Genomic DNA, 26640 nt, shown 5'->3' with positions numbered 1-26640 from the left:
TCATTTAATTTGAGTTTTTCATGATTTAGATCAACTGAATTTTATCATGGACGAAATTTAATTTTAGTATAAAGTTTGGCATTTAATTATTCCCAAAAGTTTTTTGGTTAATTTTCAAAATATTTAAGGAAAATTTTGTTATGAATTTTCAAGATCTTATTTTTAATCTTCAAAAATACTGGGCAGATGAAGGATGTTTTATATCACAGCCCTATGATACTGAAGTGGGAGCAGGAACTTTTCATCATGCAACTCTTCTCAGATCTTTAGGCCCTGAGCCCTGGAAAACTGCCTATGTTCAGGCATCAAGAAGGCCAACAGACGGAAGGTATGGAGAAAATCCAAACAGACTCCAGCATTATTATCAGTTTCAGGTTTTAATTAAACCTTCTCCTTCCGATATTCAGGAAAAATATTTAAATAGTTTAAAAGTTTTAGGAATCAATCCTCTTGAGCATGATATCCGTTTTGTGGAAGATGATTGGGAATCTCCAACTCTTGGAGCCTCGGGACTTGGCTGGGAAGTATGGCTGGACGGAATGGAAATTACTCAGTTCACATATTTTCAGATGACAGGAAGTATTGAAGTAAAGCCTGTTTCAGTGGAAATAACTTATGGTCTTGAACGAATTGCTATGTATATTCAGGGTGTTGACAATGTATATGATTTAAAATGGAATGATGAACTAAATTACGGAGATCTTTTCCATACCCAGGAAGTGGAGCAGTCAAAATATAATTTTGAGCTTGCAAATGTTTCTCTTCTCCATGAATTTTTTTCAAGCTACGAGTCTGAAGCACACCGTCTCATTAAAGAAGAAGTGGTTCTTCCTGCCTATGAATTTTGTCTCAAATGCTCACACACATTCAATCTCCTTGATGCAAGAGGGGCAATAAGTGTAACTGAAAGAACAGGCTATATAGGAAGGATACGAAAGATTGCAAGGGAATGCTCAGAAGCTTATCTTGAACAAAGAAAAGAGATGGGGTTTCCTTTGCTTAAAAAACAGAATACAGGAAATTAGGATATGACTGATTTTTTATTTGAAATATCAACAGAAGAACTTCCAGCAGGATATATAAAACCTGCTCTTGATTTTATGTCTTCATTCCTTGAAAAAAATCTTTCAGATAAAAGAATAGATTTTAAAAAAGTTTATAAATTTTCAACTCCAAGACGACTTGCCCTTATTATAAATAAAATTTCCTCCGAGCAAAAAAAAGCTCAGACAAAAATTATGGGGCCTCCTGAAAAAGTTGCTTTTAAGGATGGAAAACTTCAGACTCCAGGAATTAAGTTTGCCGAAAAAAATGGTGTTTTACCAAATAATATTCAGATTGAAGAAACTAAAAAGGGAAATTATATTTTTGTACTTAAAAATGAAGATGTTTTTTCAACAAAAGATATATTAAAAAAGCTTCTTCCTGAGCTTGTTACAAAAATTCCTTTTCCTAAAAGCATGAGATGGGCAGATCTTGATTTGACATTTGCAAGACCTGTAAAAGGCTTTATTGCCCTTATCGGCAGTGAACTTATAGAATTTGAAGTTGAGGGGATAAAGTCTTCCCGGTCAACTACAGGCCATAGATTTCATCACAGCGGAGAGCTTGTAATTGAAAATCCTGATCAATATGAAAAAAAGCTTAAAAAGGCTTTTGTAATTGCAGACAGAGAAAAAAGAAGGGATTTTATCAAATCTGAAATTAAAAAAGCAGGCTTAGAAGCGGGCGGCAGGGTATACGAAGACCTTGGGCTTCTTGATGAAGTAACCAACCTTGTAGAATATCCTGTTATTTTTACAGGAAAATTTGAAGAAAGATTTTTAAAACTTCCTGATGAGGTTTTATATACTGCAATGAAAAATCACCAGAAATATTTTGCAGTTTTAGATGAGAATGGAAAAATGCTTCCTTATTTTATTACAGTTTCAAATATAAAACCCTTAAAAGATGAAATTGTAATTAAAGGTAATGAAAAGGTTTTAAGAGCAAGGCTTTCAGATGCTGATTTTTTCTTTGATGCTGATCTTGAAGCAGATTTTGAAACCTGGAATAAAGAACTTGAAAATGTAATGTTTCAGGCAAAACTTGGTTCAATTGGAGAAAAAGTTTCACGAATCAAAAAAAACACTGAGTTTATTTGTGAAAAACTTGGATTTGATGAAAATGAAACTGAAAATGCCAAAATTACTGGAAGTTTATCTAAATCAGATCTTGTTTCTAAAATGGTTGATGAGTTTGCAGAACTCCAGGGAATAATGGGAAGAATTTATGCAAAAAACATGGGTTATCCAGATGAAGTTTCAATAGGAATTGAAGAGCATTATATGCCTGTAAGTGCTGGAGCCAAGCTTCCTGAAACAAAATCTGGGTATTGTGTTTCTTTAGCAGACAAACTTGATTCAATCTGTGGGTGTTTTTCCATAGGTCTTGTCCCAACAGGAGCCTCTGACCCCTATGCCTTAAGAAGACAATGCATTGGAATTATTCAGATTTTAAAAGCAAAAAAAGGATTTATTTCCTTAAAAGAAATGGTAACTTTTTCACTTGAGCAGTTTTCTTCATTAATGACCAAAGATAAAGATATTATTTTAAATGAAGTTATGGAGTTTTTTGCTGTAAGAATGGAGCAGATTCTTGTTGATGAAGGATATTTAAGAGATCTTGTTTCAGCTGTAATTTCAGCAGACTTTGATTTAATTCCAAATGTTTGGGAAAGGGTCTCTGCAATAACTGCCTTAAGACAAAAGGACAAGGAATCTTTTGCGACTTTAGCAAGCGGATTTAAAAGAGTGGAAAACATTCTTAAAAAAATCAAAATAGAAACTGATTTAATTGATGAGTCTCTTTTTGAATCCAGTGAAGAAAAAGCTCTTTATTCAAAGGCAAAAGATATAAAAGAAAAGTCCGCACTTTTTGTAAGCGAAGGTAAAATAAAAGAAGCTCTATTTGAGGTTTCTTCAATAAAAGATGAGGTTGACAGTTTTTTTGATCATGTAATGGTAATGTCAGACAATGAAAAAATAAAAAACAATAGGATTGCTCTTTTATCAAATATTTCAAATATTTTTAAAGGGTTTGCAGATTTTTCAAGAATATCTGGTTAATAAAATTGAGGAGGTAAATTATGGCAGGTTTTGATCCTGAAAAAGACAAATTATTAAAACAATGGAGATCTGAAGAAACAGGTCTTGTTGTTTCCATAAATCAATATGCTGAAGGAGAGCCAAAAGTTCAAATTGGTCCAAGAATTATAATGAAAAAGGATGGTACTGAAGGTGCTCCAAGGCGTGCTGGAAGACTTAGTGTTGAAGATATAATCTGGCTTTATGAAATAATAGATGAATTAAAAGATGAGCTCCAGGATCTTGCCTTACCAGAATAAAAGAGATTCTAAAGGGCTTGTAAGACCTTTAATTTTATCTAAAAAACCTCTTCCTGGAAAAGGAGTTTTATCTGCAGTAAAAAAAGATTTTGATTTTTTACGCCAGAACATTTCATTTAAGGAAAGAGGTTTTGGTTTTTTAATGAGCCAGGTTTACTCTTCAGACTCAGGGTTTATTGCAGGCCCTTATTTTGGAGCTCCTCATGCTGTTGCTGTGCTTGAGTCTCTTGTTTGTTCAGGAGCAGATAATATTCTAGCAATTGGATGGTGTGGAAGTTTAAGCTCTGATTTAAAATTAGGGGATTTAATAATTCCTTCATCCTTTGAATATGAAGATTCAACATATAAAAGCTATGCTTTAGATGAAGAAATAAAATTTGATTCAGATTTTCAAGTTAAAATTAAAAAAAGTTTAAATAAAAACAATATTTTGTTTAAGGAAGAAAAAATCTGGACTACAAATGCAATTTTTCGTGAAACAAGGGAGAAAATTGATTTCTTTAAAAACAAGGGCTCAACCTGTGTTGAAATGGAAAATTCTGCACTTTACCATGCTGCTAAATTTTTAAATATCAATCTTATTTGTATAAATATTGTTTCAGATTTTGTTTCAGGCAAGAAATGGGTTCAAGGGTTTAAATCAAAGGAGTTTAATGAATCAAGAAAAAAAATTATTAACTGGGCAGCAGACTATGTCAGAAAATAAAGTTAAAAATAAAATTTTAAATCTTGTTAAAGAATTAAATTATCATTCTAAAAAATATTATATAGATGATGATCCTGAAATTTCAGATTCAAAATACGATTCTTTATTAAAAGAACTTATTTTACTTGAAGAAAAATATCCCCAGTTTAAAGTTCCTGATTCTCCTACAATAAGAATAGGTTCCAAACCCCTTTCTAAATTTGAATCAGTAAAACATTTTATTCCAATGATGAGTTTGAGCAACGCTTTAAATGAAGAAGAGTTTTTAGATTTTCATTCAAGGGTTGTAAAAAACTTAAAAACTTCAGAAATAAAATATTCAATAGAGCCAAAACTTGATGGAATTGCAGTTTCTCTTATTTATGAGGATTCGGTTTTTTTAAGGGCTGCAACAAGGGGGGATGGATATATTGGGGAAAATATTACAGAAAATGTAAAAACCATAAAAACCCTACCCTTAAAACTTTCCAAACATGTAAAAGGTATTTTTGAAGCAAGAGGAGAAGTAATAATTCCAAGGAAAGAATTTGAAGAACTTAATCTTGAAAGGGGAAAAAAGGGTGAGACTTTCTTTGCCAACTCAAGAAATGCAGCAGGGGGTTCACTAAGGCAGCTTGATTCAAAAATTACAGCTTCAAGACCTCTTGAAATTTATGTTTACGGGGTTGGCAAAACTGATATCTTATATGGCTCTTTTGAAGAAATGTTTTTAGATTTAAAGGAAATGGGATTTAGAATAAATGAACTTAATAAATATAATTTGTCCCCTGAAGAAGTAATAAAAGTTTATAGAAATTATCTTGAAATAAGAGACAGTCTTTCCTGTGAAATTGATGGAGCTGTTGTAAAAGTTGAAGATTTCAAATTTCATCAAATTCTTGGAGCCACTTCAAAAGCCCCAAGATGGGCAATTGCAATAAAGTTTCCAGGCAGGGAGGAAACAACAAAAATTCTGGATATAACAGTTCAGGTGGGAAGAACAGGTGTGCTTACGCCGGTTGCAGAACTTGAGCCTGTTAAAATCTCAGGAGCTTTGATAAAGAGAGCTACCCTTCATAATATGGACGAAATTGAAAGAAAAGACATAAGAATTGGGGACAGTGTTTTTGTTCAAAGGTCAGGGGATGTAATTCCAAAAATTATAAAAGTCGTTAAATCAAAAAGAGTTGGTAAAGAGCTTAAATTTGAAATGCCAGCCAAATGTCCTTCATGTGGTGAACAAATTATAAAAGATGAAGAGCAGGCAGCACACAGATGTGTAAATCTTTCATGTCCAGCCCAGCTTAAGGAAAAAATAAGGCATTTTACTTCAAAATCAGGATTTGATATTGACGGTTTTGGAGAAAAAACAGTTGAACAACTCGTAAGTAAAGGGTTGGTAAAAGAATTTTCTGATATTTTCAAGCTTTCAAAAGACGAGGTTTCGGCACTTGAAAGAATGGGAGATAAATCAGCATCAAATCTTATTGATTCAATAAATAATTCAAAAACAACAACTCTTGATGTGTTTATTTATTCTCTTGGGATAAAAAATGTAGGAAAACATATGTCTGAAGTTTTAGCCTCAAAGTTTGAAACATTTGATGATTTTTTAAGTGCAGAAGAAACAAAGCTTTTAAGTATTGAAGGCATAGGTCCTGAAGCAGCAAAGGAAATAAAATCTTTTTTTGGAAATGAAACAAACAAAAAAATAATATCAAATTTGTTTAATTGTGGAATTAAAATAGAAAATTTAACCTTTCAACAACCATCCAAACAAACAAAAATCACTGATAAAACTTTTGTGATAACAGGTAAAATGGAAGGGTATACTAGAACAGAGCTTGAAAAACTTATTAAAGATATGGGCGGTAAGGTTTCAAATAGCATAAGCAAAAACACAGATTATCTTATTGCCGGTGAAAAAGCAGGCTCAAAAATTGACAGGGCTGAAAGTTTAGGGGTTAAAATAATTGATTTGAATTACTTAGAAAAAAAACTTTTGGGCAATAATTGATCAAGGCCTGTTGCTTTGTGAGCTGAGAAATGAAATTTTATAAAAGGAAATTAAATGCCTGGGTGTGAAGATGTTTTTGAAGAAGATTTTAGAGTTTTATATTCTGATGTTGACTTTAAAGGTCAGATAAAAGCAGTTAAAATTTTAAATTTATGTCAGGATATTGCAAGCAGGCATTCTTATCAATTAGGTCTTTCAGCTCTCCACCTTGGAGAAAAAGGAAAAATCTGGGTTGTTCACAGGTATGAGCTTGAATTTAAAAAAAGACCTTTCTGGGATGAAGTCTTTAAAATCAGAACCTGGAGATATCCTTTTAAAAAGCTCTATGAGATGAGAAGGTTTGATTTTTTGGATTCAAATAATGACGTCTTTGTAAAAGGTCTTTGTTCCTGGGTTATTGTAGATAAAAAGACTAAAAGGCCTTCAAGATTAGATAGAACAATTGAAGAAAAGTTTTGCTTTGAACCAAAAAATCCTGAAGTTTTTGCAGCTGAAATTAAAAGCCCTTTAAATCCTGTTTTAAAATCGGAGTTCAAAGCTTTAAGAGATGATATAGATTTTAACAACCATGTGAATAATACTTCTTATTTAAAATGGGCAAAAGAATGTATAGATGAAGATGATTTTAAAAATAAAAATTTAAAAAAAATTGAAATTTTATATTTAAATGATTCCTTATATAATGATAGACTTAAAGTTTTTTCAGAAAAAGAAGAAGACTCAAGCCGGTATTTAATTGAAATTAAAAATGGAAAAAATCTTAAATCACTTGCATTGATAAAGATTTTTATCTCTTAAATAAGTTTTTGCAAATAATTAATTTAGTTTGTTTTTAAATTTCAAAAACTGAATTTTAGTTGAATTATATAAACTTTTATTATAGAGTTCTTTTAAAATAAAATTAAGCTCAAATTTAATAACAATTATTCTCCTTATGCTGTGTTATTTATTGGTTTAAAAAAGTCCTCTGGTTTTATCAGGGGGCTTTTTTTTTGTACTGGATTTTATATGCTTAATAGTAGAAAGTTAAGGTGAAAAGCAATTTAAATTTTGACAGAGCATTCAATTTTTATTAGTGAGACTAAAAATCAATTGCCTTGGTATCTGGCATAATGTATATTAATTTTTTTAATTTGAGTATCTGGGGGTATAAAATGCATGGTATTGAAGAAGGTTTTTTTGAAAAACATTCAAAAAAATTTCTTGAAATGGCTTTCAGCACAGACAGAGCAGAATATGTGGAAAATCCTGATGGTTTTGGTTCTAAAACAGGAGAATGCGGGGATACAATTTCAATGTATCTTACAATCAGTGAGGAAAAAATTAAGTTTCTTTCATATCAGATTGATGGATGTATAAACACAAATGCATGCTCAGCTGCACTTTCAAAGCTTGTAGAAGGTAAGGACTTTGATGAGGCTTGGGAAACTACTCCTGAAGACCTTGTAGAATACCTTGAAACTTTGCCTGAAGATGAAACTCATTGTGCTGAACTGGCTGTGGGAGCTTTTTTTCTTGCTTTAAGTGATGCAGGTAAAAAATGCGTGAAAACTGTGTGATTTTGCAGAAGTGAATAGCCATAGTTAAAGATTGTCCAAGCTGTTTGTAATTTATTTGTTAAAGTGTTAGCTATTAACATCTCCGTAATTTTATTTATATTGAATAAAACTAATTGGATTTATTTGTTAAATGTTAGGGGCTTGGGGTTTGTTTTAAGTCAGGTAAAAAAGTTAACTTTCAGAATTGATGTTTTTGAGGCTTAAGTTTTGAATCTGACTAGGGAAAATCATTTTTTATCTTCCTCAATTAACTCAGATTAATATGTGTCAGTACATATATATATAAATTTTTAAGGAGGCCTGTTAATGACTCAACAGTCAACTTTTATGAAGCTTAGGGAGGATGAAAGAGAAGTGAGAAAGCAGCTTATAATTTCTGCTGCCATGACACTTTTTGATGAAAGATCCTTCCATGAAATAGGAATGAGGGATATAGCAGCAGAAGCAGGGGTTTCTGCCGCATCTATTTATAGATATTTTCCAAGCAGGGATGATTTGTTTGTAGAAGCCCTTATTCAGGATATAAATAAGATAGAAGGCGAGCTCGAAAAAAGAATAACTGCTGGCGGTACTTTAGATGAACTTGCAATAGCTGTAGTTGATTATCTTATAGATAACGAATCAACCTTCCAGATGATGTGCCATTTTATGATAAGAGGTGAGGTTAATCAAAGGGCTTTGAAGAAATTTAACGCAGTTCAAAGATATTTCCTCAATATGTTTGATAAAGCAGTTAATAAGGCTGAAGGTGTTTCAAATATAAGGTTTTTTACCCATGCTTTTTTTGCGTCCCTTGCTGGCGTTGTGCTTACATTTAGGAATTATCCTGGAAGAAGCCAAGAAGAAAGAAGAGAGTATATGCATAGGCTTGCAATTTTGATAATTAAAGAAGGAAATGCTCTTGGGCGGGAAATTCTGGAAAAAGATCTAAGTCAAATAAGAGAAGAAATGAGAGATAAACGATAAATTTTATCTTTTTTTAACTTCTTTCTTGACTGAAATAATTTTTATTTTTATATACACAAATAATAAGGCGTTTGTAAAAAAACTCAGATGCCTTGTTTTTTAACCTTATGTCGGTCAGCCGACCGAACGGATAGTTTGATGAAAAAAAATATAATAAAATCTGCTTCAAAGCTTTTTACTGAAAAAGGTGTGGAAAAAACATCACTGGCTGAAATTTCTTCAAAGGCAAAGATAAGCAAAGGAACCTTGTATTATCATTTTTCAACTAAAAACGATCTTGTTTTTGCAGTGACTGAAATGCATATGGAAAAAATTACTCAAAATCTTTTAAATCTTTTAAACACAGGCGATCCACCTGAAGAAATAGTTGGAAAACTTTTTGAAACAGTGCCTGATTCAATAACAAGGAGCAGGCTCCATATTTATTTAGTTCGTGAAGCTGTAACTGAAAAAGGAGAGCTTTTGGACAAGTTTCGTTATATTTACGGGAGATGGAAAAAAATGCTTGTCCGGGGTTTGAATGAGGTTGTTCCAGATCTTAGAGATCCAGATGCTCTTGCAAGTTTTTTTATAGCGGCTGTTGATGGACTTGTTATTCAGAACCTGCTTTCCATAAACGAAGTTTCAAGCAAAAGATATGTGGAGTTAATCAAAATTTTGTTTAAAAACACAAAGGGGGAAGAAGATGTCAGAATTTAAAAGTTACAAACCTGGCAGAAAATGGTTTAAAACCGCTGTATGCAAAGTTGTAATGGTGATTTTAGGAAGAGCTTTTCAGGTATTTTCAAAGCATGATCATGAAATTATGGGTGAGGTTGGAGCCTGGCCGGAAGGGTTTATACTTGAACTTAATGTTCTTCCCCATGGGCCAAAACTTTTTTTAACAAAAAATAGTGGTAATTTAAAGGCATCTTCAAATCAGGAAAACAAACCGAATTTATCAGTAAATTTTAAAAATATAGAATCAGCTTTTCTTATTCTTACTCCTTTAATGGGAGTTCCCCAGGGTTTTTCAGAAAGCAGGTTTATTGTAATTGGCGATGTTGCCAAGGCAATGTCATTTACAAGGTGTTTAAACAGAATTCTTGCCTATCTTTACCCTGATTTTCTTTGTAAAAATCTAATGAGGAGAATCCCGAAAATAAGCTTTTCGAAAAGAATGTCAAAAAGACTCTATTTTTATACAATAGGGCTGGTTAGGGGTTGTTAATCAGCTATCAGCTTACTTAAATTTTATATAATTCATTTTTTATAAAAGTTTTTAAATAAGGAGAAAAAAATGCTTCCATCATACTATCAGTTTTATAATCCGGTAAAAATAATATCTGGAAACAAAGCGTTAGACAACCTTCCCTATGAACTTGAACTTTTAAACTCAAAGCGTCCTCTTGTAGTTACAGATAAGGGTGTTGAAAATGCAGGATTAATTAAAGTTTTTATAAACTCTTTTAAAAACAGCGGTGTTGAAATAGGCGGGATCTATTCGGATGTTCCTCCTGATTCTTCAAATTCAGTTGTTAAAGATATTGCAAGGGTTTACAGAGAAAAAAAATGTGATTCCTTAATTGCGGTGGGGGGAGGTTCTCCAATTGACACTGCCAAGGGGGCTAATATTCTTGTAACTGAAAACTCCGATGACTTGATGGAATTCGAAGGTACAGACTTACTTAAAAAACCTTTAAAACCTTTGATAGTTGTTCCTACAACGGCGGGAACAGGATCAGAAGCTACTCTTGTCGCTGTTATTTATAATGAAGAAAAAAAAGTTAAAATGGAATTTATTTCAGACTACCTTCTTCCCAACCTTGCAGTTATTGATCCTAGAATGACAGAAACAATGCCTCCTAAAATTACAGCTGCAACTGGGATGGACGCTTTAACCCACGCAATAGAGGCTTATACATGTTTACAGAAAAATCCCATAAGTGATGCCTATGCTTTTTCAGCAATAAGGATTATAAGTGAAAATATTTTGGCTGCTGTGGAAAACGGGAAGGATCGTAAAGCCAGGCTCAATATGGCAAATGCTGCAACTATGGCAGGAATTGCATTTTCAAATTCAATGGTTGGCGGAATTCATGCTCTTGGTCATTCAACAGGTGCAGTTGCAAAGGTTCCACATGGAGTGGCAATGTCTATCTTTCTTCCCTATGGGCTTGAATATAGTTTTGAAAAAATCAAAGACAGTTTAAGTGAGCTTCTTTTGCCTCTTTCCGGCCCTGAAATTTATTCAAATACTTCAAAGGAAAACAGAGCTTTTAAATTTATTGAAAATTTGAGAAATTTACAAAGAAAGCTCAATGAAAAAGCATCTCTTCCAATGAGATTGAAAGAAGCTGGCGTAACAGAAGACATGTTTGAAAGTATTGCAACAAAGACAATAAATGACGGTGCCTTGATGATGAATCCAGAGGAGATGAGTCATGAAGATGCAATGGGAATTTTGAAAAAAGCATTTTAAAATCAGGATAAAAATATTTATGGCTAAAAAAAATATTGGAATTTCAAATAAAGTTCTTGAAGTTGATTTATCTTCAAGAACCTGGAATGTTTTTGAGGTTTCAAGGGAGGAAAGAAAACTCTATATTGGAGCAAAAGGTTTAGGGTTAAAGTTGTTGTTTGACAGAATAAATCCAGGGATTGATCCTCTTAGCGAAAAAAACATCCTCTCAATTGTCCCTGGTATTTTAACGGATGCAAAAGGAGGCTGTTCTGGGTGGTTTTATTCAGTTGCCAAATCTCCTCTTACAAATTTGTTTAATTCTTCATTCTGCAACGGTTCTTTTGGAGTTCAGCTTAGAACAGCAGGATGGGATGGTTTGATAATCAAAGGAAGAAGTAGAAAGCATATAATCTTAAAAATTGATAAAAATGGTGCTTACTTTGAAGATGGAGAAGCTATTTGGGGGTTTAGCACAAAAAAGTCCCAGGAAAAACTTGTAAAAGGTAAAAACGAAGCCGCCCTTGTGATTGGACCAGCAGGTGAAAACGGGGTAAAGTTTGCAAATATTAGATCAGGGAATAGCTTTTTTGGAAAAGAAGGCCTTGGTGCTGTAATGGGTTCAAAAAATTTAAAAGGAGTTGTTGTAAAAGGCGGAGATTATAAAATTCTTCCTGCAAATAAGAAAAAGCTTAATAAACTTAGAAAAAAAGCAAATAAATATACTAATCAAAACCAAGCCGGTTCATATCTTTTTAAAAGTTTTAAGCCTGAATCTTCTTCTGATTTAGGCGAAATTTTCAGTGAAATATTTACAAAACGAAAACCTTATAAAGTTTCATCTGAGGACAAAAAAAGCCTGATTGAACTTGGAGCAGCTTCAGTTATTGGCACAAACCTTAAAACTTCAGACTCAAGCATAACGGCTAAGTTTAATGAAATCTGTTCAAAAATGGGGATGGATACAATTTTAGCAGGAAGAACTATTGGCTGGATAATGGGAAGTTCAGAAAAGTGTGGCCTTGATTTTCAGGTGAAAACTGAATCCTATAAAGGGATAGAGGATTTTTTATATGAGATTGCATATTCAAGAGGTGAAGGAGTAAAAGCAGGTCTTGGTTTAGAAGAGCTTTTAAGGCAATACAACCAGGAAGATTTTACAACTAAGATGAAAATAAGGGAAATGGATGCTTTTATGAACGAGGCTTTGCCTGATTCTCAAATTGATTTTCATGATCTAAATAGCGGGTCCTTTAGTTTTTCTTTTTATGAGATTGCAATTGATTCTTTTTTTAGACTTTTAAAGATTGATAATCTTAGGTCACAACCTGGCTTTATTAAATTATTTGAAAATGTTTTTTGTGCTGTAAATTCACTTGGTATCTGCTGTTTTACATCCTATTTCTATGCTCGTAATCCCGTTTTGTTGAAATATTGTCCTAAATTAACTTTGAATATTTTTGTGAAAAGGTTTCCAGCCCTTGCAATTTCCCTTGTTAACTTCAGCCTTTATTCCAAACTTTTTACAGCTTTAACAGGAATAAAGTTGTCAAGAAAGGATTTTTTAAAAGCGGGTGAAAGAATCCATAAGCTTGAAAAAAATATGAACATACGGGAATACTCTTTAGGGAAAAAAGATGTTTTAAAAGGAAGAGGATCTCAGATTTAATAGGGTGATTTTTGGTTCATAGACTTGCTGTTGGAAAATTTCCACAAGCTTTAACGGTTTGTTTGCCCGCAAGAATATTTCAAAGATGTTTTATATCTAGATTAGCAATATATTGCATCTTTTTTAGCCGATTTTTTCTATTCGGACAAGTAAGCTAACCCTTTTTGTTTTAGAAAAACATTTTATGGTCGCCGTCTTATTTTGCAAGCTTATCTTGGGGGTGCTTCAATTTGATATTGTAAGAAAATATTTTCAATCTCAATTATCCCCAGGTTAAATTTTAACCATTTTTGCTTTGCTGTACCTCTCATCTGAAGGAAATAATTTTATCAAGATGGGTCTGATAAAAAAGGCTGTAATTAAAAAGAACCCCCTTTAAAGTCAAAGTTGTTTAATGCTTAAGTGCTTTGATTTTCTCTTTGTTTGCTCTCCTGGCATTAAGTTGTTTTTTTAAAAAATTTTTTAAACACCAGGTTTATACTTTTATTTAAGTCTTAAATAAAAATAAATTCTAGTTGTTTAATTGTATAACTCATTGTTTTAAAAGAATTTGGTGTTTGTCTTTGTTTGACAAATCAATTAAACTCTCATATCTTTCGTTCACCCTACAAACAAAACTTAAATCTCGCGTTTAGATTTTTCTAAAATTAGAAATATTCAAGGAGGCACAATGGATAAACTCAATTTTCAATTTTACAATAAAAATTTTTTAAATAAAATCAAATACCTCGATAAGCTGGCACCTGAAATAAAAGAAGAAATTGAAATCTGTGCTAATATAATTCCTTTTAGGGTTAGCAGTTATGTTCTTGATGAACTCATTGACTGGAATAATGCTCCAGATGATCCAATTTTCCAGTTGACATTTCCCCAGCCGGGGATGATAGGTGATGATAACTATAACCAACTGAAATTGTTGTATTTAAACGGTGAAATGGATGTATTTAAAGAGCAGGTAAGAAAAATTCATTTAGGCATGAATCCTCACCCTGCAGGACAAATGGATTTAAACGTTCCGGTTATGGATAAGACAATTCTTCAAGGAATGCAGCATAAATACGATGAAACTGTTCTTTTTTTCCCAACTCAGGGTCAGTTTTGTCATAGTTATTGCACCTATTGTTTTAGATGGGCTCAATTTATAGGATTTCAGAAATTTAAATTTTCATCGAGTGAAAGAGAAAGTCTTCATAAATATATAAAAACAAATCCCATGGTAACAGATCTTTTGTTTACAGGAGGGGATCCCATGGTTATGAAAACATCTGTTCTTGAAAAATATATTGAACCTTTTTTAAAGGAAAAACCTGAAAATCTTCTTAATATAAGATTTGGAACAAAAGCTCTGGCAAACTGGCCCTTTAGATTTTATCGGGATAAAGATTCAGATGACTTAATGAGGCTTTTTGAAAAAATAACAAACAAAGGTTACCATCTCGCAATTATGGCTCATTTTTCCCATTATAGAGAACTTGAAACTCCTGCCGTTGAAAAAGCAGTTAAAAGACTAAAGTCAGTAGGAGCCCAGATAAGATGCCAGGCTCCCTTGATAAAAAATATAAACGACAATAGTTATGTTTGGGAAAGAATGTGGAAGGGTCAATTAAAGCTTGGCACAATCCCATATTATATGTTTGTTGGAAGGGACACAGGGTCGAAAAAATATTTTGAAATTTCTCTTGCTAAGGCTTTTGAAATTTTTACCCAAGCCTATAGAAATGTTTCAGGATTGGCAAGAACTGTACGCGGTCCTTCTATGTCAGCCGAAATTGGTAAAATTCTTGTTGAGGATATCACTGAAATAAAAGGTGAAAAAGTTTATGTTTTAAAATTTGTACAGTCAAGAATTAAAGAACATGTAAATAAGGTTTTTTTTGCAAAATTCAACAAAGATGCCTCATGGATAGATGAATTAGAGCCAGCTTTTGGTGAAAAAGAATTCTTTTTTGAAAAAAAGCATAATGAGTTCAAGGAAAAAAAGTTAGATATACTTAGAAGCTGCACCAACTGAATACTTAAAGGCTTTTGGTTAAAAATATTTATTTTTTTAAACAAAAATTAAAATATTTATCCTTGACATAGCCATATTTAAGGAACTAATAAAGTATAACTTTGGTACAAACCTGATACATGGAGATGAGTAAATGCCAGATGAATTGCTAATTCATTATCTTTACATAATATCCTTTCTGATAGGAGGGTTTCTTGCAGCTTTTGCACCTTTTGTAATTGCATTGCTAGTTGCCCCTGGCAGACGGGATTCATCTAAAAGTCTAGATACTTATGAATGTGGTATGAAACCATATGGGGAAATGTGGAATTTCAGATATGGAGCTGCATATTATCTTTATGCCCTCATTTTTTTGGCCTTTGATGTTGATATTCTTTTTCTTTTTCCTGTTGCTGTGGCATTTAATTCTGTTGAAGCTTGGAGAGGGATTTTAGAACTTTTTATTTTCATAGGAATTTTATCTCTTGCAATTGTATATGCCTGGAATAAAGGTGTTTTTAACTGGGAGAGAAAAAAGGTTTAAAAATGGATAAATTTATTGAAAATACAAGATCTGATGCAGTCTTGGAAAACGCTGATTACCAAGGTCAGGGTCTAGTCCTTAAATTTGCTCAGGCTGATATTTTTTTGAAGCATTGCCAAGCAAACTCACTTTGGCCTTTAACTTTTGGAATTGCCTGCTGTGCAATTGAAATGATGGCTACAGGAATGGCAAGATTTGATTCCGCAAGATACGGAGCTGAAGTTTTTAGGCCTTCTCCAAGACAAAGTGACTTAATGATAGTAGCTGGTACAGTAAATAAAAAAATGGCTTCCACCGTTGTAAGGCTCTACGAGCAGATGGCTGAGCCAAAATGGGTGATCGCAATGGGAAATTGTGCAATTTCAGGCGGGCCTTTTGCGATAGAGGAAAATTATACTGTTATTGAAGGGGTCGATAAATTGATTCCGGTTGACGTATATGTTCCAGGATGCCCCCCAAGACCGGAAGCACTTCTTGAAGCAATTTTCAAACTTCAGGAAAAAATTACCGGCAAACGTCATCCTTTTCCTCAAAACAGACATCCATCAAGGAGTTAGGGTTAATTGCAATGGACACAGCTAAGTTTTTAAAAGAAATAGAGAAAATATCAGTAAAAGAAAAAAGCCAGGATATCCTTCCTGGAGTTGAGTATGAATTCACTGTTTCAAATGAAAATATAAGGGAATTTGTTTCAATTGCTTATAAAAGTGAATTTATGCTGCTTTTCGTAACTGCAGTACATATTGAACCTTTTCCTGTGGTAATCTACCAATTTGTAAACCCTGAATCAAAGTTTAGAATTAGAGCAAGGGTGTTTTGCAGTGAGACCAGATCTTTACCAACAATTTCAGATATTTTTAATGGTGCATCCTGGTATGAAAGGGAAGTTATGGAGTTTTTCGGACTTGATTTTGAAGGGCACCAAGATAAACGAACCCTTATTCTTGATGAATCTGATAAAGGGCTGAACCCTCTTCTTAAAAAAGAAGATAAAGCTTTGAGTGCTGAAGAAACAGGTTTTAAAAATACTTAGTGTTTTGGATTTGAAGTTTAGTTTATATTTTGGCTAGCAAAGTAAATTAACAAACACAAAGTCAGAGGAAATCTAAATACAATGACTTTAGAAAATGAAATTAAATGTGAAAATTTGGAAAGTCAGGGGAAGCATAAGTTCCTTTTAAACATGGGTCCCCAGCATCCAAGTACTCACGGTGTTTTAAGAGTTGTGCTTGAAATGGACGGCGAATACGTAATGGGAATTGATCCTGTAATAGGGTACAGTCACCGCATGCATGAAAAAATAGCAGAGGTCAGGCCGGCTCAATCTTTTCTCCCAAATACGGCAAGAATGGATTATGTGTGTGCCCTTCCTTACAATCATGGGTATGTTGCTCTTATTGAGAAAATGGCTGGAATAGAAGTTCCTGAGCGTGCAGAATACATAAGAGTAATTACAGTTGAGCTTAATAGGCTTGCAAGTCACCTCCTCTGGCTTGGAACTTTTCTTCTTGATCTTGGTGCTTTCACCCCTATTTTATATTGTTTTGATGACAGAGAGCATATTCTGGATATACTTGAAAGTCTTACCGGTTCAAGACTCACCTATAGTTTTCACAGGGTTGGCGGTGTTTACAAAGATATTGACGATGATTTCATCGAAAAATCCCGTGAATTTATGAAAAGGCTTGAGAAAAGATTCGATGTTTATGACAGGCTTGTAACAGGAAATGTGATCTTTCGGAATAGAACTGAAGGTGTGGGAGTTGTTAGTTCAGATATGGCAAGAAGATATGGAATTACAGGAGCAAACCTCAGGGCAAGCGGGGTTTCTTATGATATAAGAAAAGCTTTTCCATATTCAATCTATGATAAATTTGACTTTGAGGTTCCTTTGGGAACCAAAGGTGATTGTCTTGAACGCTATTATGTAAGAATCAATGAAATGAAACAAAGCATGAGAATTCTTTCCCAAGCTTTTGATATGATACCTAAAGGAGATATCAGAGCAAAAGTTCCTAGAAAACTGAAAATTCCAAAAGGGCAATCGTCTTTTTCAGTTGAATCTGCAAGGGGAGAGCTCTGTTATTATATGGTATCTGATGGAAGCGATGTTCCATACAGACTTAAGGTTAGGGTTCCTTCCTATGGCAATCTTTCAGCACTTGCAGAAATTTGCGAGGGGATGCTTATTGCTGATCTTGTGGCAGTCATGGGCAGTTTTGATCTAGTAATTCCTGAAATAGACAGGTAGAAAAATGGATTTTATTGCAAATTTACCACCACATTTTTTAAGAATACCAATTGCATTGATTCTTGTAGTTTCTCTTGTTTTTATCAATGCATTGATTATGGTTTACCTTGAAAGAAAAGTAGCGGGCCATATGCAGTTAAGACTTGGACCAATGGAAGTTGGCTGGCATGGTGTACTCCAGACATTAATTGATGGAGTAAAGCTTATGGCAAAACAGCTGATAGTTCCAAGAGCTGCACACTCTAAGCTTTTTAGGATAGCACCGCTTCTTGCTTTTGTTCCTTCTGTTCTTCCCTTTGTTGTAATGCCTTTTGCTCCAAAACTTCAGGCAGCTGACATAAACATTGGATTAATCTATATTCTTGCAATGGCATCTCTAAACGTTTTTGCAATTTTTGTAGCGGGCTGGGCTTCAAATAACAAATATGGACTTCTTGGAGCAATGAGGTCTATATCTCAAGGTATTGCCTATGAAATTCCAATAATTCTTTCTCTTCTTTCAATTGTATTTGTTGTTGGTTCTTTCAGTTTGGGGGATATTGTAAGTTATCAGGGTAAAATTTGGCTTTTCCTTGTTCAGCCTGTTGCTTTTTTGATTTATTTTGTTGCCAGTGTTGCTGAAACAAATAGAGCTCCCTTTGACCTGCCTGAAGCAGAAAGTGAGCTTACAGCCGGTTTCCATACAGAGTACAGTGGAATGGCTTTTGCTTTGTTTTTTCTTGGCGAATATACAGAGATTTTTGTTGTAAGTTCAATTGCAACAGCTGTTTTTTTAGGTGGATGGCACGGATTTCCCCTTCCGTATTTTGAATATTCATCTGCAGTTTGGTTTTTATTGAAAACATATTGTCTTATGTTTTTAATACTCTGGTTCAGATGGACTTTCCCAAGGGTAAGATTTGATCAGCTTCTTAATCTTTCCTGGAAGTATCTTATACCTTTTTCGCTTGTAAATCTTTTAATTACAGCAGTGGTAGTGAAGCTATGATAAAATATTTTAAGTATTTTTTTATAGGCCTAAAAAGCCTTCTTATAGGAATGGGCGTAACAATCAAAGCCTTTTTTTCACCAGTTGTAACTGTTCAGTATCCAAGGGAGAAAAATATAATTCCCCAAGCATATCGGGGTCATATTGTCTTGGTTGTAAATGAAAAGGCAGGAACGCACAAATGTATAGCCTGCGGCACTTGTTCAAGATCTTGTCCTTCTCATTGTATTGAGATTTCTTCTGAAAAAAAAGAAGGTGAAAAAAAGAAGAGCCTCACAAAATTTGATCTTGACTTTACCAAGTGTTCTCTTTGTGGAATCTGTGTTGAGTCATGTCCTGTCGGTGCAATTGAATATTCCAAGGAATATAATCTGGCAGGCTTTACCAAAGAAGAATTTCATTTTGATCTTCTTGAATGCCTAAAGGAGACTTCATGCTGATTTATTATTATATTGCCGAAGTTTTATTTTTTGCCTTTGTTGTTTTGACTTTTTTTGGCGGAATTTTGGCGGTAAAGTCAAAGCTTATAATTCATTCAGTCCTTGGTCTGGCTGTTTGTTTTCTAGGGGTGGCGGGTCTTTATTTCTATCTTGGATCTCCATTTCTTTCCATGATGCAGATTCTTATTTATGTAGGTGCTATTTGCATAGTGCTTGTTTTTGGAGTAATGGTCGGTTACACCCCAACTCAGATAGCAGAAAAGCATCTTAAAGGAAAAAATTTGGTTCTTGCTGTTTTGGCAGGAGTGTCTGTTTTTAGTTTGATGACAGCATTGATATTTAGAACCGAATTTGTTCCTGCTCTAAATAAAACAGGTGATTTTTCAATGGAGCGGCTAGGCAGATCACTTTTATATGACTATTGCCTGGCATTTGAATTGATTTCTCTAATTTTGCTTGCAGCAATTGTAGGTGCAATAATTCTTGGAAAAGGTGGAAGAGGGGACAATTAACATGTTTTTCAGCCAAACTTTGGAAACATATTTGCTGATAGCCGTTTTTTTGTTTGTTACAGGACTTTACGGAATGATTCAGCACAGATCTTTTGTGGGTATGCTGATTTCGGCTGAGCTTGTGCTGAATTCTGCAGCATTGAACTTTATGGCTTTCAACAGGTTTACAGCTCCAGATCCAGCTGTTGGTCAGGTTTTTACCTTATTTATAATGGGGATTGCCGCAGCTGAGGTAGCAATTGCAATAAGTATGGTTCTTGCAGTTTACAGGCGCTATAAATGTGATGATCCAGACAATGTACATGAAATGAAACATTAATATCAATATTTCAAATATCTTACAGGAATTTCAACAATGGAAACAGTTGTAACCGCTAAACTGATGATAACAATAATGTTGCCTGTCCTGGCCGCCTTGTGGGTAATGTTTTTTTCCGGAAGGCAAAATTTAAGGGATGCTGGTGCCATAGTCGGAGCTGTCTTGACTTTTGGTTCCATAGCTTTAATGATTGCTCCTCAAGTTATTTCAGGAGGTCATTACTCTTTTACTCTTTTTGAACTTGTTCCAGGTGTCAATGTTTCTTTTTTCATTGACGGACTTGGTCTTATGTTTGCAGGAACAGCTTCCTTTTTGTGGATTTTTGCAGCAATCTACTGCATAGGATATATGAGAGGGCTTTCGGAACACGCACAGACAAGGTTTTATTTTTGCTATGCAGTCGCAGTTTGTGGTGCAATGGGTGCTGCTTTTTCAGCCAACCTTTTTACCCTTTATCTGTTTTATGAAATAGTATCAATTATTACATATCCTCTTGTTGCCCATCATCAGGACAAAGAATCCTATGAGGGATCAAAGAAATATATTATTTATTTGATGTTTACCTCAAAAGCATTCCTTCTTCCTGCCATGGCTCTTATTTATTGGCAGTGCGGAACTCTTGACTTTGCAACTTCAGGTATAGCTGAGGGTATTTTTTCAGGTGGTGTTTCAAAAGGCCTTATAATAGCGATTTACTTTTTGTGCCTTTTTGGTTTTGCAAAAGCTGCGATCATGCCTTTTCACAGCTGGCTTCCTTCTGCCATGGTTGCTCCTACTCCGGTATCAGCACTTTTACATGCGGTTGTTGTTGTAAAAGTCGGTGTTTTTTCAATTTCAAGAGTGATGCTTTCAGTTTTTGGAGTAAATCTTTTATCTTCACTTAATCTTGGCCTTATCACAGCCTATATAGTTTCTTTTACCATTCTGACTGCGTCAATGATTGCATTATCCAAAACAGATTTAAAGGCAAGGCTTGCATATTCAACTGTAAGTCAGCTTTCATATATAATTCTTGGGGTTGCTATGCTTACCCCTAATTCTATTACAGGTGGTTTAATTCATATTACAAACCATGCTTTTGCAAAAATCACTTTGTTTTTCTGTGCAGGAGCAATTTTTGTTGCTACAAACAAAAAAGATATAAGAGACATGAAAGGGGTTGCATACCAGATGCCTTTTACAATAACGGCTTTTGGTCTTGCAATTTTAAGTATGATTGGTGTTCCTCCTGCCGGAGGATTTGTTACCAAATGGTTTCTTGCCCTTGGAACTCTGGATATAAATAATATGATTTTACTGACTGTACTTATGTTGAGTTCTTTTTTAAATGCCTGCTATTTTGTGCCTATATTTTTAAGATCTTTTTCCAGGATGCCGGAGTCAAATATAAATCTTGAGAAGTCCCCCTTAATTGCAATGATGGTGGTTCCTCTTTTTATAACAGCGGTAATTTCTGTATGTATAGGTATATGGCCCGATCTTTTCCTTAAAATCATTAACCTTCTGGTGGATACAATATGATGGGTAAATTTTTCGGTTTTTTACAACAAAATTCTAATATTTTAAAGTGGTTGTTTTTTCTTTTCCTTGCTGGAATAATTTGTTTTGATTTTTTTGTTCCAAGAAGCGGTAATGGTCATTTTTTCGGAGACTCAATTGTTGGTTTCTGGAGTTTTTTCGGAATCGTAGGCTGTCTTGTGATGATACTTGTATGCAAGGGAATAGCTCATTCTTTTCTCATGAAAGATGTTGATTACTACTGGGAAGATGAAGACGAAGGGATAGTGAGATGACACAGGTTTCATTTTTAATGCATCCTGCATCAGTATTTTTTATTGCAGCTTTTTTTATGCCCTGGTTTAAAAAAAACAATTTAATGAAGCCTGTGCTTGTACTGGTGCCTGTAATTGCAATGTTTCAGATAAACTTTCTTCCGTCAGAATTTGGAAATATAAGTTATCTTGGACTGGATCTTGTTTTAGGAAGAGTTGATAAGCTCAGCTATATATTTTTAAATGTATTTACGCTTATGTCTCTTATAGCTGGGATTTACAGTTCCTACTCAGATGGGTGGGAGCAGCGTGCAGCAGCTTTTGTTTATGGGGGCAGTGCTCTTGGAGTTACTCTGGCAGGAGATTATCTTACGCTTTTTATCTTCTGGGAGCTTATGGCTTTTTCTTCTGTTTTTCTTATCTGGTACAGAAAAAAAAGACAATCCCACAAAGCGGGTTTGAGGTATTTGATTATCCATGTAACAGGAGGTCTTTTCCTTCTTGCCGGAATAATTATAAGACATAGTGAAGTGGGTAATTTTTTGTTTGTTCCAATAGTGCCTGAAGCAGCAACATTTGGTGACTATCTGATCATGATAGGTTTTATGGTGAATGCGGCTGTACCACCTCTTCACGCCTGGCTTACAGATGCCTATCCCGAAGCTACAGTTATTGGTGCAGTATATATGTGTGCTTATACTACAAAAACAGCGGTTTATGTCCTTGCAAGAGGATTTGCCGGATTTGAAATTCTTGTGGTTCTAGGTGCGGTAATGACACTTTACGGTGTTTTTTATGCTGTAATAGAAAACGATGCCAGAAGAATTTTGTCATATCATATTGTTTCCCAGGTCGGATATATGGTTTGTGCAGTAGGAATAGGTACTACCATGGCAATCAACGGTGCATGTGCCCATGCCTATGCTCATATCCTCTATAAAGCCCTGCTTTTCATGGGAGTTGGCTCAGTTCTTGAGATGACAGGAAAATCCAAACTTTCAGAGTTGGGTGGTCTTTATTCCAAAATGCCCATAACTCTCATATTAACTGTGATAGGCGGAATAGCAATTTCAGGATTTCCACTTACAAGCGGATTTATAAGCAAGTCAATGATTATAACTGCAGCAGGTGATGAACACAGGATATTTATCATGCTCATGCTTCTCCTGGCTTCTGTTGGGACCTTTCTTTCAGTTGGTATCAAACTTCCTTATTTTATCTGGTTTCACAAAGCAAAACCTTCTGTTCCAGATGTAAAGGAAGCTCATCTTCCTATGATAGGCGGAATGTCAATAGCAGCTTTCTTTTGCATAATGATGGGTTTTTATCCTGATTTTCTTTACAATATGCTTCCCTTTGAAGTTAATTATCAACCTTATACAATGTATCATATTTCCGAAACTTTACAGATAATCGGATTTACAGGTCTTGGTTTTTATCTCATGCGGAAAAAGCTGGTTCCTGAAGATAAAATCAATCTTGATATTGACTGGTTTTACAGAAAAGCTGCCAATCCTTTTAAACACTTCTGCGAAGGACCTTTGTCAAAAATCAATGACATTGTTGGCGACATTTACAAAACCATAGGAACAAGATCTGCAATGATGTTTGCCAAGGCAATGTCCTGGTTTGACTGGAACGGAATAGATTATGTGATAGATGGAAGTGCAAAAGAGACTCTAAACCTTGGAGACAAGGTTAGAATGATTACCACAGGCAAAATTCAGCAATATATAGGAGCTGCTGTTTTAGTTCTATTTGCTGTCCTTATAGTAATTGTGCTTATTTAAAGAAGTTAACCCTTAAATTATTTAACGGCTGATAAATATGGAACAGTTTTTAATTTTTGACAATGTTTCTTACCCGGTTTTATCGATGCTTGTATTTACTCCAATTCTTGGAGCGATAGGGCTGTTTTTCATCAATTCTCAGTATATGATGAAAATATGGGGACTTTTTATTACACTTCTCACAGCTGTGATATCAATTCCTCTTTATACCCGTTTCGATACAACTACAGCAAAATATCAATTTGCTGAGCTTTACCAATGGTTTCCAACCATAAATCTGAATTATGTGCTGGGTATAGATGGAATCAGTGTTCTTCTTGTTATTTTAACGACTTTTGTTATGCCTCTTTGTATTCTTTGTTCATGGAACTATATAGACAAACGAATCAGAGAGTTCCTTTTTGTAATCCTTATAATGGAAGCTGCAATGATTGGAGTTTTTGTTTCCCTTAACACAGTGTTATTTTATATATTTTGGGAAGCAATGCTTATTCCAATGTATCTTCTTATTGCAGTCTGGGGAGGCACAAGAAAAGATTATGCTTCAATTAAGTTTTTTTTATACACATTGATTGCAAGTATTTTCCTCCTTGTTGCAATAATTGCCCTTTATATAAATACAGGAACTTTTTTCATACCTGAACTTATGGGAAGAAATTTTGCTTTTTCATTTCAGCTTTGGGTTTTTCTTGCATGTGCCATTGCTTTTGCAGTTAAGGTTCCCATGTTTCCTTTGCACACATGGCTTCCGGCAGCTCATGTTGAAGCACCTACAGCAGGAAGTGTAATTCTTGCAGCTGTTCTTCTCAAAATGGGTGGATACGGGTTTTTAAGATTATGTCTTCCCATAACTCCCCTTGCTACTCAAGCCTGTGTACCTTACTTAATTGCTCTTTCACTGGCTTCTATAATTTTTGGGGGGTATCTTGCTCTTGGGCAAAATGACATTAAAAAACTTATTGCTTACTCAAGTGTAGGGCATATGGGTTTTGTAACACTTGGTATTTTTGTTTTAAATACCGCTGGTCTTAAAGGTGCAATGCTTCAGATGATAAATCATGGTATTACAACTGGTGCTTTGTTTATTTGTATTGGAATAATTTATGAAAGAACCCAGAGCAGGGATCTTAAAGTCAACTCTGCCATAGGAATGTTTATGCCGATTTATGTAACATTTCTTGGAATTTTTTCTCTTTCATCCCTGGCATTTCCAGGAACAAACAGTTTTGTAGGTGAATTTTTGGTTCTTGTGGGAGCTTTCAAAAAAAGCAAACTTGTGGGTGCAATTGCAATTCCAGGAGCTGTGCTTGCAGCAGCTTATATGCTTAGATTGCTTCAGAAAATGGTCTGGGCTGACAGTGACGGGCATAAGCATGGAGACGGCAGCGAAAGAGGCTTGTTTGATCTTGATTTAAGAGAGAAACTGACTCTGGCATTTTTAACTTTCTTTGTTTTCTGGATAGGTCTTAATCCAGAACCTCTTTTAAATATAATGGATGAAAGCATAAATCATCTTTTAATCCAATATAATGACGGAATAACTCAGGCTGTTGATTCTTCTGAAGGTCTGAATCATGCTTTAAAAACTGTTAAATGTTTTATTGCAGGATGATTTTATTAATTAAAAATAAATTAATTAAACTGGATTATAAAAAATGAATTTACTTTTATTTCTTCCTGAACTGGTACTAATCTCAATGATTTTATTCTTTTTCTTTGGTTCCCTTGGAGAAAAGAATAAGTTTGCATCGGATAAATCAGCCCTTTTTTTTGCATTTTTTGCATTATTGGCAGCTTTAGCTTCCCTCAATGCAAATGGAGAGCTTTTTTCTGGCTATTATCGAATAGATCTTTATTCCCAAACTTTTAAGGTATTAATTCTTGCTGCTTTTTTTCTTGTTCTTCTTCTGGGCAGAGGAATCAAAGGAATAAAAAAAGAGATATCTCCTGAGTATCTAATGTTTCTTTCAATAAGTACCTTTGGCCTTACTGCCATCACAAGTGCAGCTGAGCTTATCACTATTGTTTTATGTCTTGAGATATCTTCATTTTCCCTTTACATTGCAATACCTTTTAGATCAGATGATTCCACAAAAATACACTATGAAGCAGGGCTTAAATATATTCTTTTTGGAGCAGTTTCAACAGCTGTCACCCTTTTTGGAATGAGTTATATTTTTGGTCTTTGCCATACCACAGTATTAAAAGAGCTTTTCACAGTTCTTCCATCTATGTTAAATGAATCTCCAGCTGGAATTATTGGCTTTGTTTTAATGCTTACAGGTTTTTTCTTTAAGCTTGCACTTTTTCCCATGCATTTTTGGACTCCTGATATTTATGAAGGATCTTCCAATGAAACTGCAGCTTATATTGCAACTCTTCCAAAACTTGCAGGTCTAGCACTGATTATCAGATTCGTAGCTCTTTCAGGTGTTCAGTCAGGAGAAATAATTTTAGTTCTCACTGTGCTTGCAGCACTTTCAATGACACTTGGTAATCTTTCAGCTCTAGTTCAAAAAGATATAAAAAGACTTATTGCCTATTCAACCATTGCCCATGCAGGTTATGTGATGATTGGTGTATTGAGTGCTGGAACTGAAGGTTTTTCTTCTTCAGTTTATTATATTGCAGGTTATGTCCTTATGAGCATTGCTTTGTTCTTTGTAATCTATAATGTTTCTGAAAACGGGGAAAATATTAGCTTTGAATCATTAAAAGGATTAAGTAAAAGATCTCCTTTTCTTGCTTTCACCCTTGCTCTTGCAGCATTTGGAATGGCCGGAATCCCGCCTACAGTAGGTTTTACAACCAAGTTGATGGTATTTACCTCTGCAATTGCAAAAGGTTATTATGCAATTGTTATTATCGGTGTGATAAATGCAGGCATTTCAGCTTATTATTATTTAAAACTTGTAAGAGCAGCCTATACTTTGGGTGATAATAGCGAACCTAGGTTTTCAATTGGGTTTGGAAAGGCTTCTTTTGCTATTTTGATTAATCTTGGAATTTTAGTTACAGGGGTTTATCCCGAGCCAATAATCTCACGAGCAGTAGAAGCTGTTAAGTATATTTTTATTTAGGATGGAAACTATTTGTTTTTATTATATGCCCGATTGCCCAAGGTCTTATTTTTCACTCAGGAATTTAAAAAATGAAATTAAGGATCTTGACTTTCAGCTTAAAATAACAAAGGGTTTTTACTTTAAACTTAACAATAAACTTAGTTTACCTCCGTTTATTGTATATAAAGATAAATATTTAACCGGTTTACTTTTGACTAGAAATCAAATAAAGTTATTTTTAGAAGCTAACT

The 26640-nt window shown here is 34.3% G+C and carries 26 protein-coding genes; all 26 read left to right on the top strand.

Features of this window, described 5'->3' with window-relative positions:
* The first annotated feature begins 140 nt into the window (after positions 1 to 140).
* The 26 genes from glyQ (at position 141) to RBR53_06435 (ending at position 26407) form a co-directional block, all read left to right on the top strand.
* Positions 141 to 1025 carry a glycine--tRNA ligase subunit alpha gene (gene glyQ, locus RBR53_06560; protein MDY0132315.1) on the top strand — a complete coding sequence of 295 codons (885 nt, stop codon included), beginning with the start codon at positions 141 to 143 and terminating at the stop codon, positions 1023 to 1025.
* Between the two features lie 3 nt (positions 1026 to 1028).
* Entirely contained in the window at positions 1029 to 3107 is a 2079-nt protein-coding gene (glyS, locus tag RBR53_06555; protein ID MDY0132314.1) for a glycine--tRNA ligase subunit beta, read from the top strand.
* Positions 3108 to 3127: 20 nt separating this feature from the next.
* On the top strand, positions 3128 to 3385 hold the full coding sequence (locus tag RBR53_06550) for a hypothetical protein (GenBank protein MDY0132313.1): 258 nt from the start codon (positions 3128 to 3130) through the stop codon (positions 3383 to 3385).
* Complete coding sequence (locus RBR53_06545) at positions 3354 to 4091, top strand: nucleoside phosphorylase (protein ID MDY0132312.1); 738 nt, start codon at positions 3354 to 3356, stop codon at positions 4089 to 4091. The genes RBR53_06550 and RBR53_06545 overlap by 32 nt, the downstream gene beginning before the upstream one ends.
* The gene (ligA, locus tag RBR53_06540; protein ID MDY0132311.1) at positions 4078 to 6087 is read left to right on the top strand and encodes an NAD-dependent DNA ligase LigA; all 2010 of its coding nucleotides are present in this window, start codon (positions 4078 to 4080) and stop codon (positions 6085 to 6087) included. Before RBR53_06545 ends, ligA begins: the two co-directional genes overlap by 14 nt.
* Positions 6088 to 6141: 54 nt before the next feature.
* Positions 6142 to 6885, top strand: a complete 744-nt coding sequence (locus tag RBR53_06535; protein MDY0132310.1) for a thioesterase — start codon at positions 6142 to 6144, stop codon at positions 6883 to 6885.
* A gap of 356 nt (positions 6886 to 7241) precedes the next feature.
* Positions 7242 to 7646: an iron-sulfur cluster assembly scaffold protein gene (locus tag RBR53_06530; GenBank protein MDY0132309.1), complete on the top strand. Its 405-nt coding sequence runs from the start codon at positions 7242 to 7244 to the stop codon at positions 7644 to 7646.
* 306 nt (positions 7647 to 7952) lie between these two features.
* Positions 7953 to 8612 (top strand): helix-turn-helix domain-containing protein, encoded by a 660-nt coding sequence (locus RBR53_06525; protein ID MDY0132308.1) that lies wholly within the window; start codon positions 7953 to 7955, stop codon positions 8610 to 8612.
* A 138-nt stretch (positions 8613 to 8750) separates the two neighbouring features.
* Positions 8751 to 9311, top strand: coding sequence for a TetR/AcrR family transcriptional regulator (locus RBR53_06520; GenBank protein ID MDY0132307.1), 561 nt, complete (start codon positions 8751 to 8753; stop codon positions 9309 to 9311).
* Positions 9298 to 9822, top strand: coding sequence for a hypothetical protein (locus RBR53_06515; GenBank protein MDY0132306.1), 525 nt, complete (start codon positions 9298 to 9300; stop codon positions 9820 to 9822). Before RBR53_06520 ends, RBR53_06515 begins: the two co-directional genes overlap by 14 nt.
* Before the next feature lie 69 nt (positions 9823 to 9891).
* Positions 9892 to 11073, top strand: coding sequence for an iron-containing alcohol dehydrogenase (locus tag RBR53_06510; GenBank protein MDY0132305.1), 1182 nt, complete (start codon positions 9892 to 9894; stop codon positions 11071 to 11073).
* A gap of 19 nt (positions 11074 to 11092) precedes the next feature.
* Entirely contained in the window at positions 11093 to 12721 is a 1629-nt protein-coding gene (locus tag RBR53_06505; GenBank protein ID MDY0132304.1) for an aldehyde ferredoxin oxidoreductase N-terminal domain-containing protein, read from the top strand.
* Positions 12722 to 13391: 670 nt separating this feature from the next.
* Positions 13392 to 14732: a lysine 2,3-aminomutase gene (locus RBR53_06500; protein MDY0132303.1), complete on the top strand. Its 1341-nt coding sequence runs from the start codon at positions 13392 to 13394 to the stop codon at positions 14730 to 14732.
* A gap of 133 nt (positions 14733 to 14865) precedes the next feature.
* A complete protein-coding gene (locus tag RBR53_06495; protein ID MDY0132302.1) occupies positions 14866 to 15255 on the top strand; it encodes an NADH-quinone oxidoreductase subunit A in 390 nt (129 codons plus the stop codon).
* A gap of 2 nt (positions 15256 to 15257) precedes the next feature.
* Positions 15258 to 15812 (top strand): NADH-quinone oxidoreductase subunit NuoB, encoded by a 555-nt coding sequence (nuoB, locus tag RBR53_06490; protein ID MDY0132301.1) that lies wholly within the window; start codon positions 15258 to 15260, stop codon positions 15810 to 15812.
* Positions 15813 to 15823: 11 nt separating this feature from the next.
* Positions 15824 to 16288, top strand: coding sequence for an NADH-quinone oxidoreductase subunit C (locus tag RBR53_06485; GenBank protein MDY0132300.1), 465 nt, complete (start codon positions 15824 to 15826; stop codon positions 16286 to 16288).
* Positions 16289 to 16369: 81 nt separating this feature from the next.
* The gene (locus RBR53_06480; GenBank protein MDY0132299.1) at positions 16370 to 17506 is read left to right on the top strand and encodes an NADH-quinone oxidoreductase subunit D; all 1137 of its coding nucleotides are present in this window, start codon (positions 16370 to 16372) and stop codon (positions 17504 to 17506) included.
* A 4-nt stretch (positions 17507 to 17510) separates the two neighbouring features.
* Positions 17511 to 18494, top strand: a complete 984-nt coding sequence (nuoH, locus tag RBR53_06475) for an NADH-quinone oxidoreductase subunit NuoH (protein MDY0132298.1) — start codon at positions 17511 to 17513, stop codon at positions 18492 to 18494.
* Positions 18491 to 18934 carry an NADH-quinone oxidoreductase subunit I gene (locus tag RBR53_06470; GenBank protein ID MDY0132297.1) on the top strand — a complete coding sequence of 148 codons (444 nt, stop codon included), beginning with the start codon at positions 18491 to 18493 and terminating at the stop codon, positions 18932 to 18934. The genes nuoH and RBR53_06470 overlap by 4 nt, the downstream gene beginning before the upstream one ends.
* Positions 18928 to 19446, top strand: a complete 519-nt coding sequence (locus tag RBR53_06465) for an NADH-quinone oxidoreductase subunit J (GenBank protein ID MDY0132296.1) — start codon at positions 18928 to 18930, stop codon at positions 19444 to 19446. Before RBR53_06470 ends, RBR53_06465 begins: the two co-directional genes overlap by 7 nt.
* A gap of 1 nt (position 19447) precedes the next feature.
* Positions 19448 to 19765 (top strand): NADH-quinone oxidoreductase subunit NuoK, encoded by a 318-nt coding sequence (nuoK, locus tag RBR53_06460; GenBank protein ID MDY0132295.1) that lies wholly within the window; start codon positions 19448 to 19450, stop codon positions 19763 to 19765.
* Between the two features lie 36 nt (positions 19766 to 19801).
* The gene (locus RBR53_06455) at positions 19802 to 21286 is read left to right on the top strand and encodes a monovalent cation/H+ antiporter subunit D family protein (protein MDY0132294.1); all 1485 of its coding nucleotides are present in this window, start codon (positions 19802 to 19804) and stop codon (positions 21284 to 21286) included.
* Positions 21283 to 21558: a hypothetical protein gene (locus tag RBR53_06450; protein MDY0132293.1), complete on the top strand. Its 276-nt coding sequence runs from the start codon at positions 21283 to 21285 to the stop codon at positions 21556 to 21558. Before RBR53_06455 ends, RBR53_06450 begins: the two co-directional genes overlap by 4 nt.
* A complete protein-coding gene (locus RBR53_06445) occupies positions 21555 to 23327 on the top strand; it encodes a Na(+)/H(+) antiporter subunit D (protein ID MDY0132292.1) in 1773 nt (590 codons plus the stop codon). Before RBR53_06450 ends, RBR53_06445 begins: the two co-directional genes overlap by 4 nt.
* Before the next feature lie 37 nt (positions 23328 to 23364).
* The gene (locus RBR53_06440) at positions 23365 to 24939 is read left to right on the top strand and encodes an NADH-quinone oxidoreductase subunit M (GenBank protein MDY0132291.1); all 1575 of its coding nucleotides are present in this window, start codon (positions 23365 to 23367) and stop codon (positions 24937 to 24939) included.
* Positions 24940 to 24982: 43 nt separating this feature from the next.
* Positions 24983 to 26407, top strand: coding sequence for an NADH-quinone oxidoreductase subunit N (locus tag RBR53_06435; protein ID MDY0132290.1), 1425 nt, complete (start codon positions 24983 to 24985; stop codon positions 26405 to 26407).
* Positions 26408 to 26640: the final 233 nt, after the last annotated feature.

It is taken from the genome of Desulforegulaceae bacterium (assembly GCA_034006035.1).
In the GTDB taxonomy this organism is placed as follows: Bacteria; Desulfobacterota; Desulfobacteria; order Desulfobacterales; family JACKCP01; genus JACKCP01.
This window is presented reverse-complemented; position numbering and strand designations above follow the sequence as displayed.

Coding starts and splice junctions, on each gene's coding strand:
- glyQ (MDY0132315.1), top strand. CDS start 141: ATGAATTTTCAAGATCTTATTTTTAATCTTCAAAAATACTGGGCAGAT.
- glyS (MDY0132314.1), top strand. CDS start 1,029: ATGACTGATTTTTTATTTGAAATATCAACAGAAGAACTTCCAGCAGGA.
- RBR53_06550 (MDY0132313.1), top strand. CDS start 3,128: ATGGCAGGTTTTGATCCTGAAAAAGACAAATTATTAAAACAATGGAGA.
- RBR53_06545 (MDY0132312.1), top strand. CDS start 3,354: ATGAGCTCCAGGATCTTGCCTTACCAGAATAAAAGAGATTCTAAAGGG.
- ligA (MDY0132311.1), top strand. CDS start 4,078: ATGTCAGAAAATAAAGTTAAAAATAAAATTTTAAATCTTGTTAAAGAA.
- RBR53_06535 (MDY0132310.1), top strand. CDS start 6,142: ATGCCTGGGTGTGAAGATGTTTTTGAAGAAGATTTTAGAGTTTTATAT.
- RBR53_06530 (MDY0132309.1), top strand. CDS start 7,242: ATGCATGGTATTGAAGAAGGTTTTTTTGAAAAACATTCAAAAAAATTT.
- RBR53_06525 (MDY0132308.1), top strand. CDS start 7,953: ATGACTCAACAGTCAACTTTTATGAAGCTTAGGGAGGATGAAAGAGAA.
- RBR53_06520 (MDY0132307.1), top strand. CDS start 8,751: ATGAAAAAAAATATAATAAAATCTGCTTCAAAGCTTTTTACTGAAAAA.
- RBR53_06515 (MDY0132306.1), top strand. CDS start 9,298: ATGTCAGAATTTAAAAGTTACAAACCTGGCAGAAAATGGTTTAAAACC.
- RBR53_06510 (MDY0132305.1), top strand. CDS start 9,892: ATGCTTCCATCATACTATCAGTTTTATAATCCGGTAAAAATAATATCT.
- RBR53_06505 (MDY0132304.1), top strand. CDS start 11,093: ATGGCTAAAAAAAATATTGGAATTTCAAATAAAGTTCTTGAAGTTGAT.
- RBR53_06500 (MDY0132303.1), top strand. CDS start 13,392: ATGGATAAACTCAATTTTCAATTTTACAATAAAAATTTTTTAAATAAA.
- RBR53_06495 (MDY0132302.1), top strand. CDS start 14,866: ATGCCAGATGAATTGCTAATTCATTATCTTTACATAATATCCTTTCTG.
- nuoB (MDY0132301.1), top strand. CDS start 15,258: ATGGATAAATTTATTGAAAATACAAGATCTGATGCAGTCTTGGAAAAC.
- RBR53_06485 (MDY0132300.1), top strand. CDS start 15,824: ATGGACACAGCTAAGTTTTTAAAAGAAATAGAGAAAATATCAGTAAAA.
- RBR53_06480 (MDY0132299.1), top strand. CDS start 16,370: ATGACTTTAGAAAATGAAATTAAATGTGAAAATTTGGAAAGTCAGGGG.
- nuoH (MDY0132298.1), top strand. CDS start 17,511: ATGGATTTTATTGCAAATTTACCACCACATTTTTTAAGAATACCAATT.
- RBR53_06470 (MDY0132297.1), top strand. CDS start 18,491: ATGATAAAATATTTTAAGTATTTTTTTATAGGCCTAAAAAGCCTTCTT.
- RBR53_06465 (MDY0132296.1), top strand. CDS start 18,928: ATGCTGATTTATTATTATATTGCCGAAGTTTTATTTTTTGCCTTTGTT.
- nuoK (MDY0132295.1), top strand. CDS start 19,448: ATGTTTTTCAGCCAAACTTTGGAAACATATTTGCTGATAGCCGTTTTT.
- RBR53_06455 (MDY0132294.1), top strand. CDS start 19,802: ATGGAAACAGTTGTAACCGCTAAACTGATGATAACAATAATGTTGCCT.
- RBR53_06450 (MDY0132293.1), top strand. CDS start 21,283: ATGATGGGTAAATTTTTCGGTTTTTTACAACAAAATTCTAATATTTTA.
- RBR53_06445 (MDY0132292.1), top strand. CDS start 21,555: ATGACACAGGTTTCATTTTTAATGCATCCTGCATCAGTATTTTTTATT.
- RBR53_06440 (MDY0132291.1), top strand. CDS start 23,365: ATGGAACAGTTTTTAATTTTTGACAATGTTTCTTACCCGGTTTTATCG.
- RBR53_06435 (MDY0132290.1), top strand. CDS start 24,983: ATGAATTTACTTTTATTTCTTCCTGAACTGGTACTAATCTCAATGATT.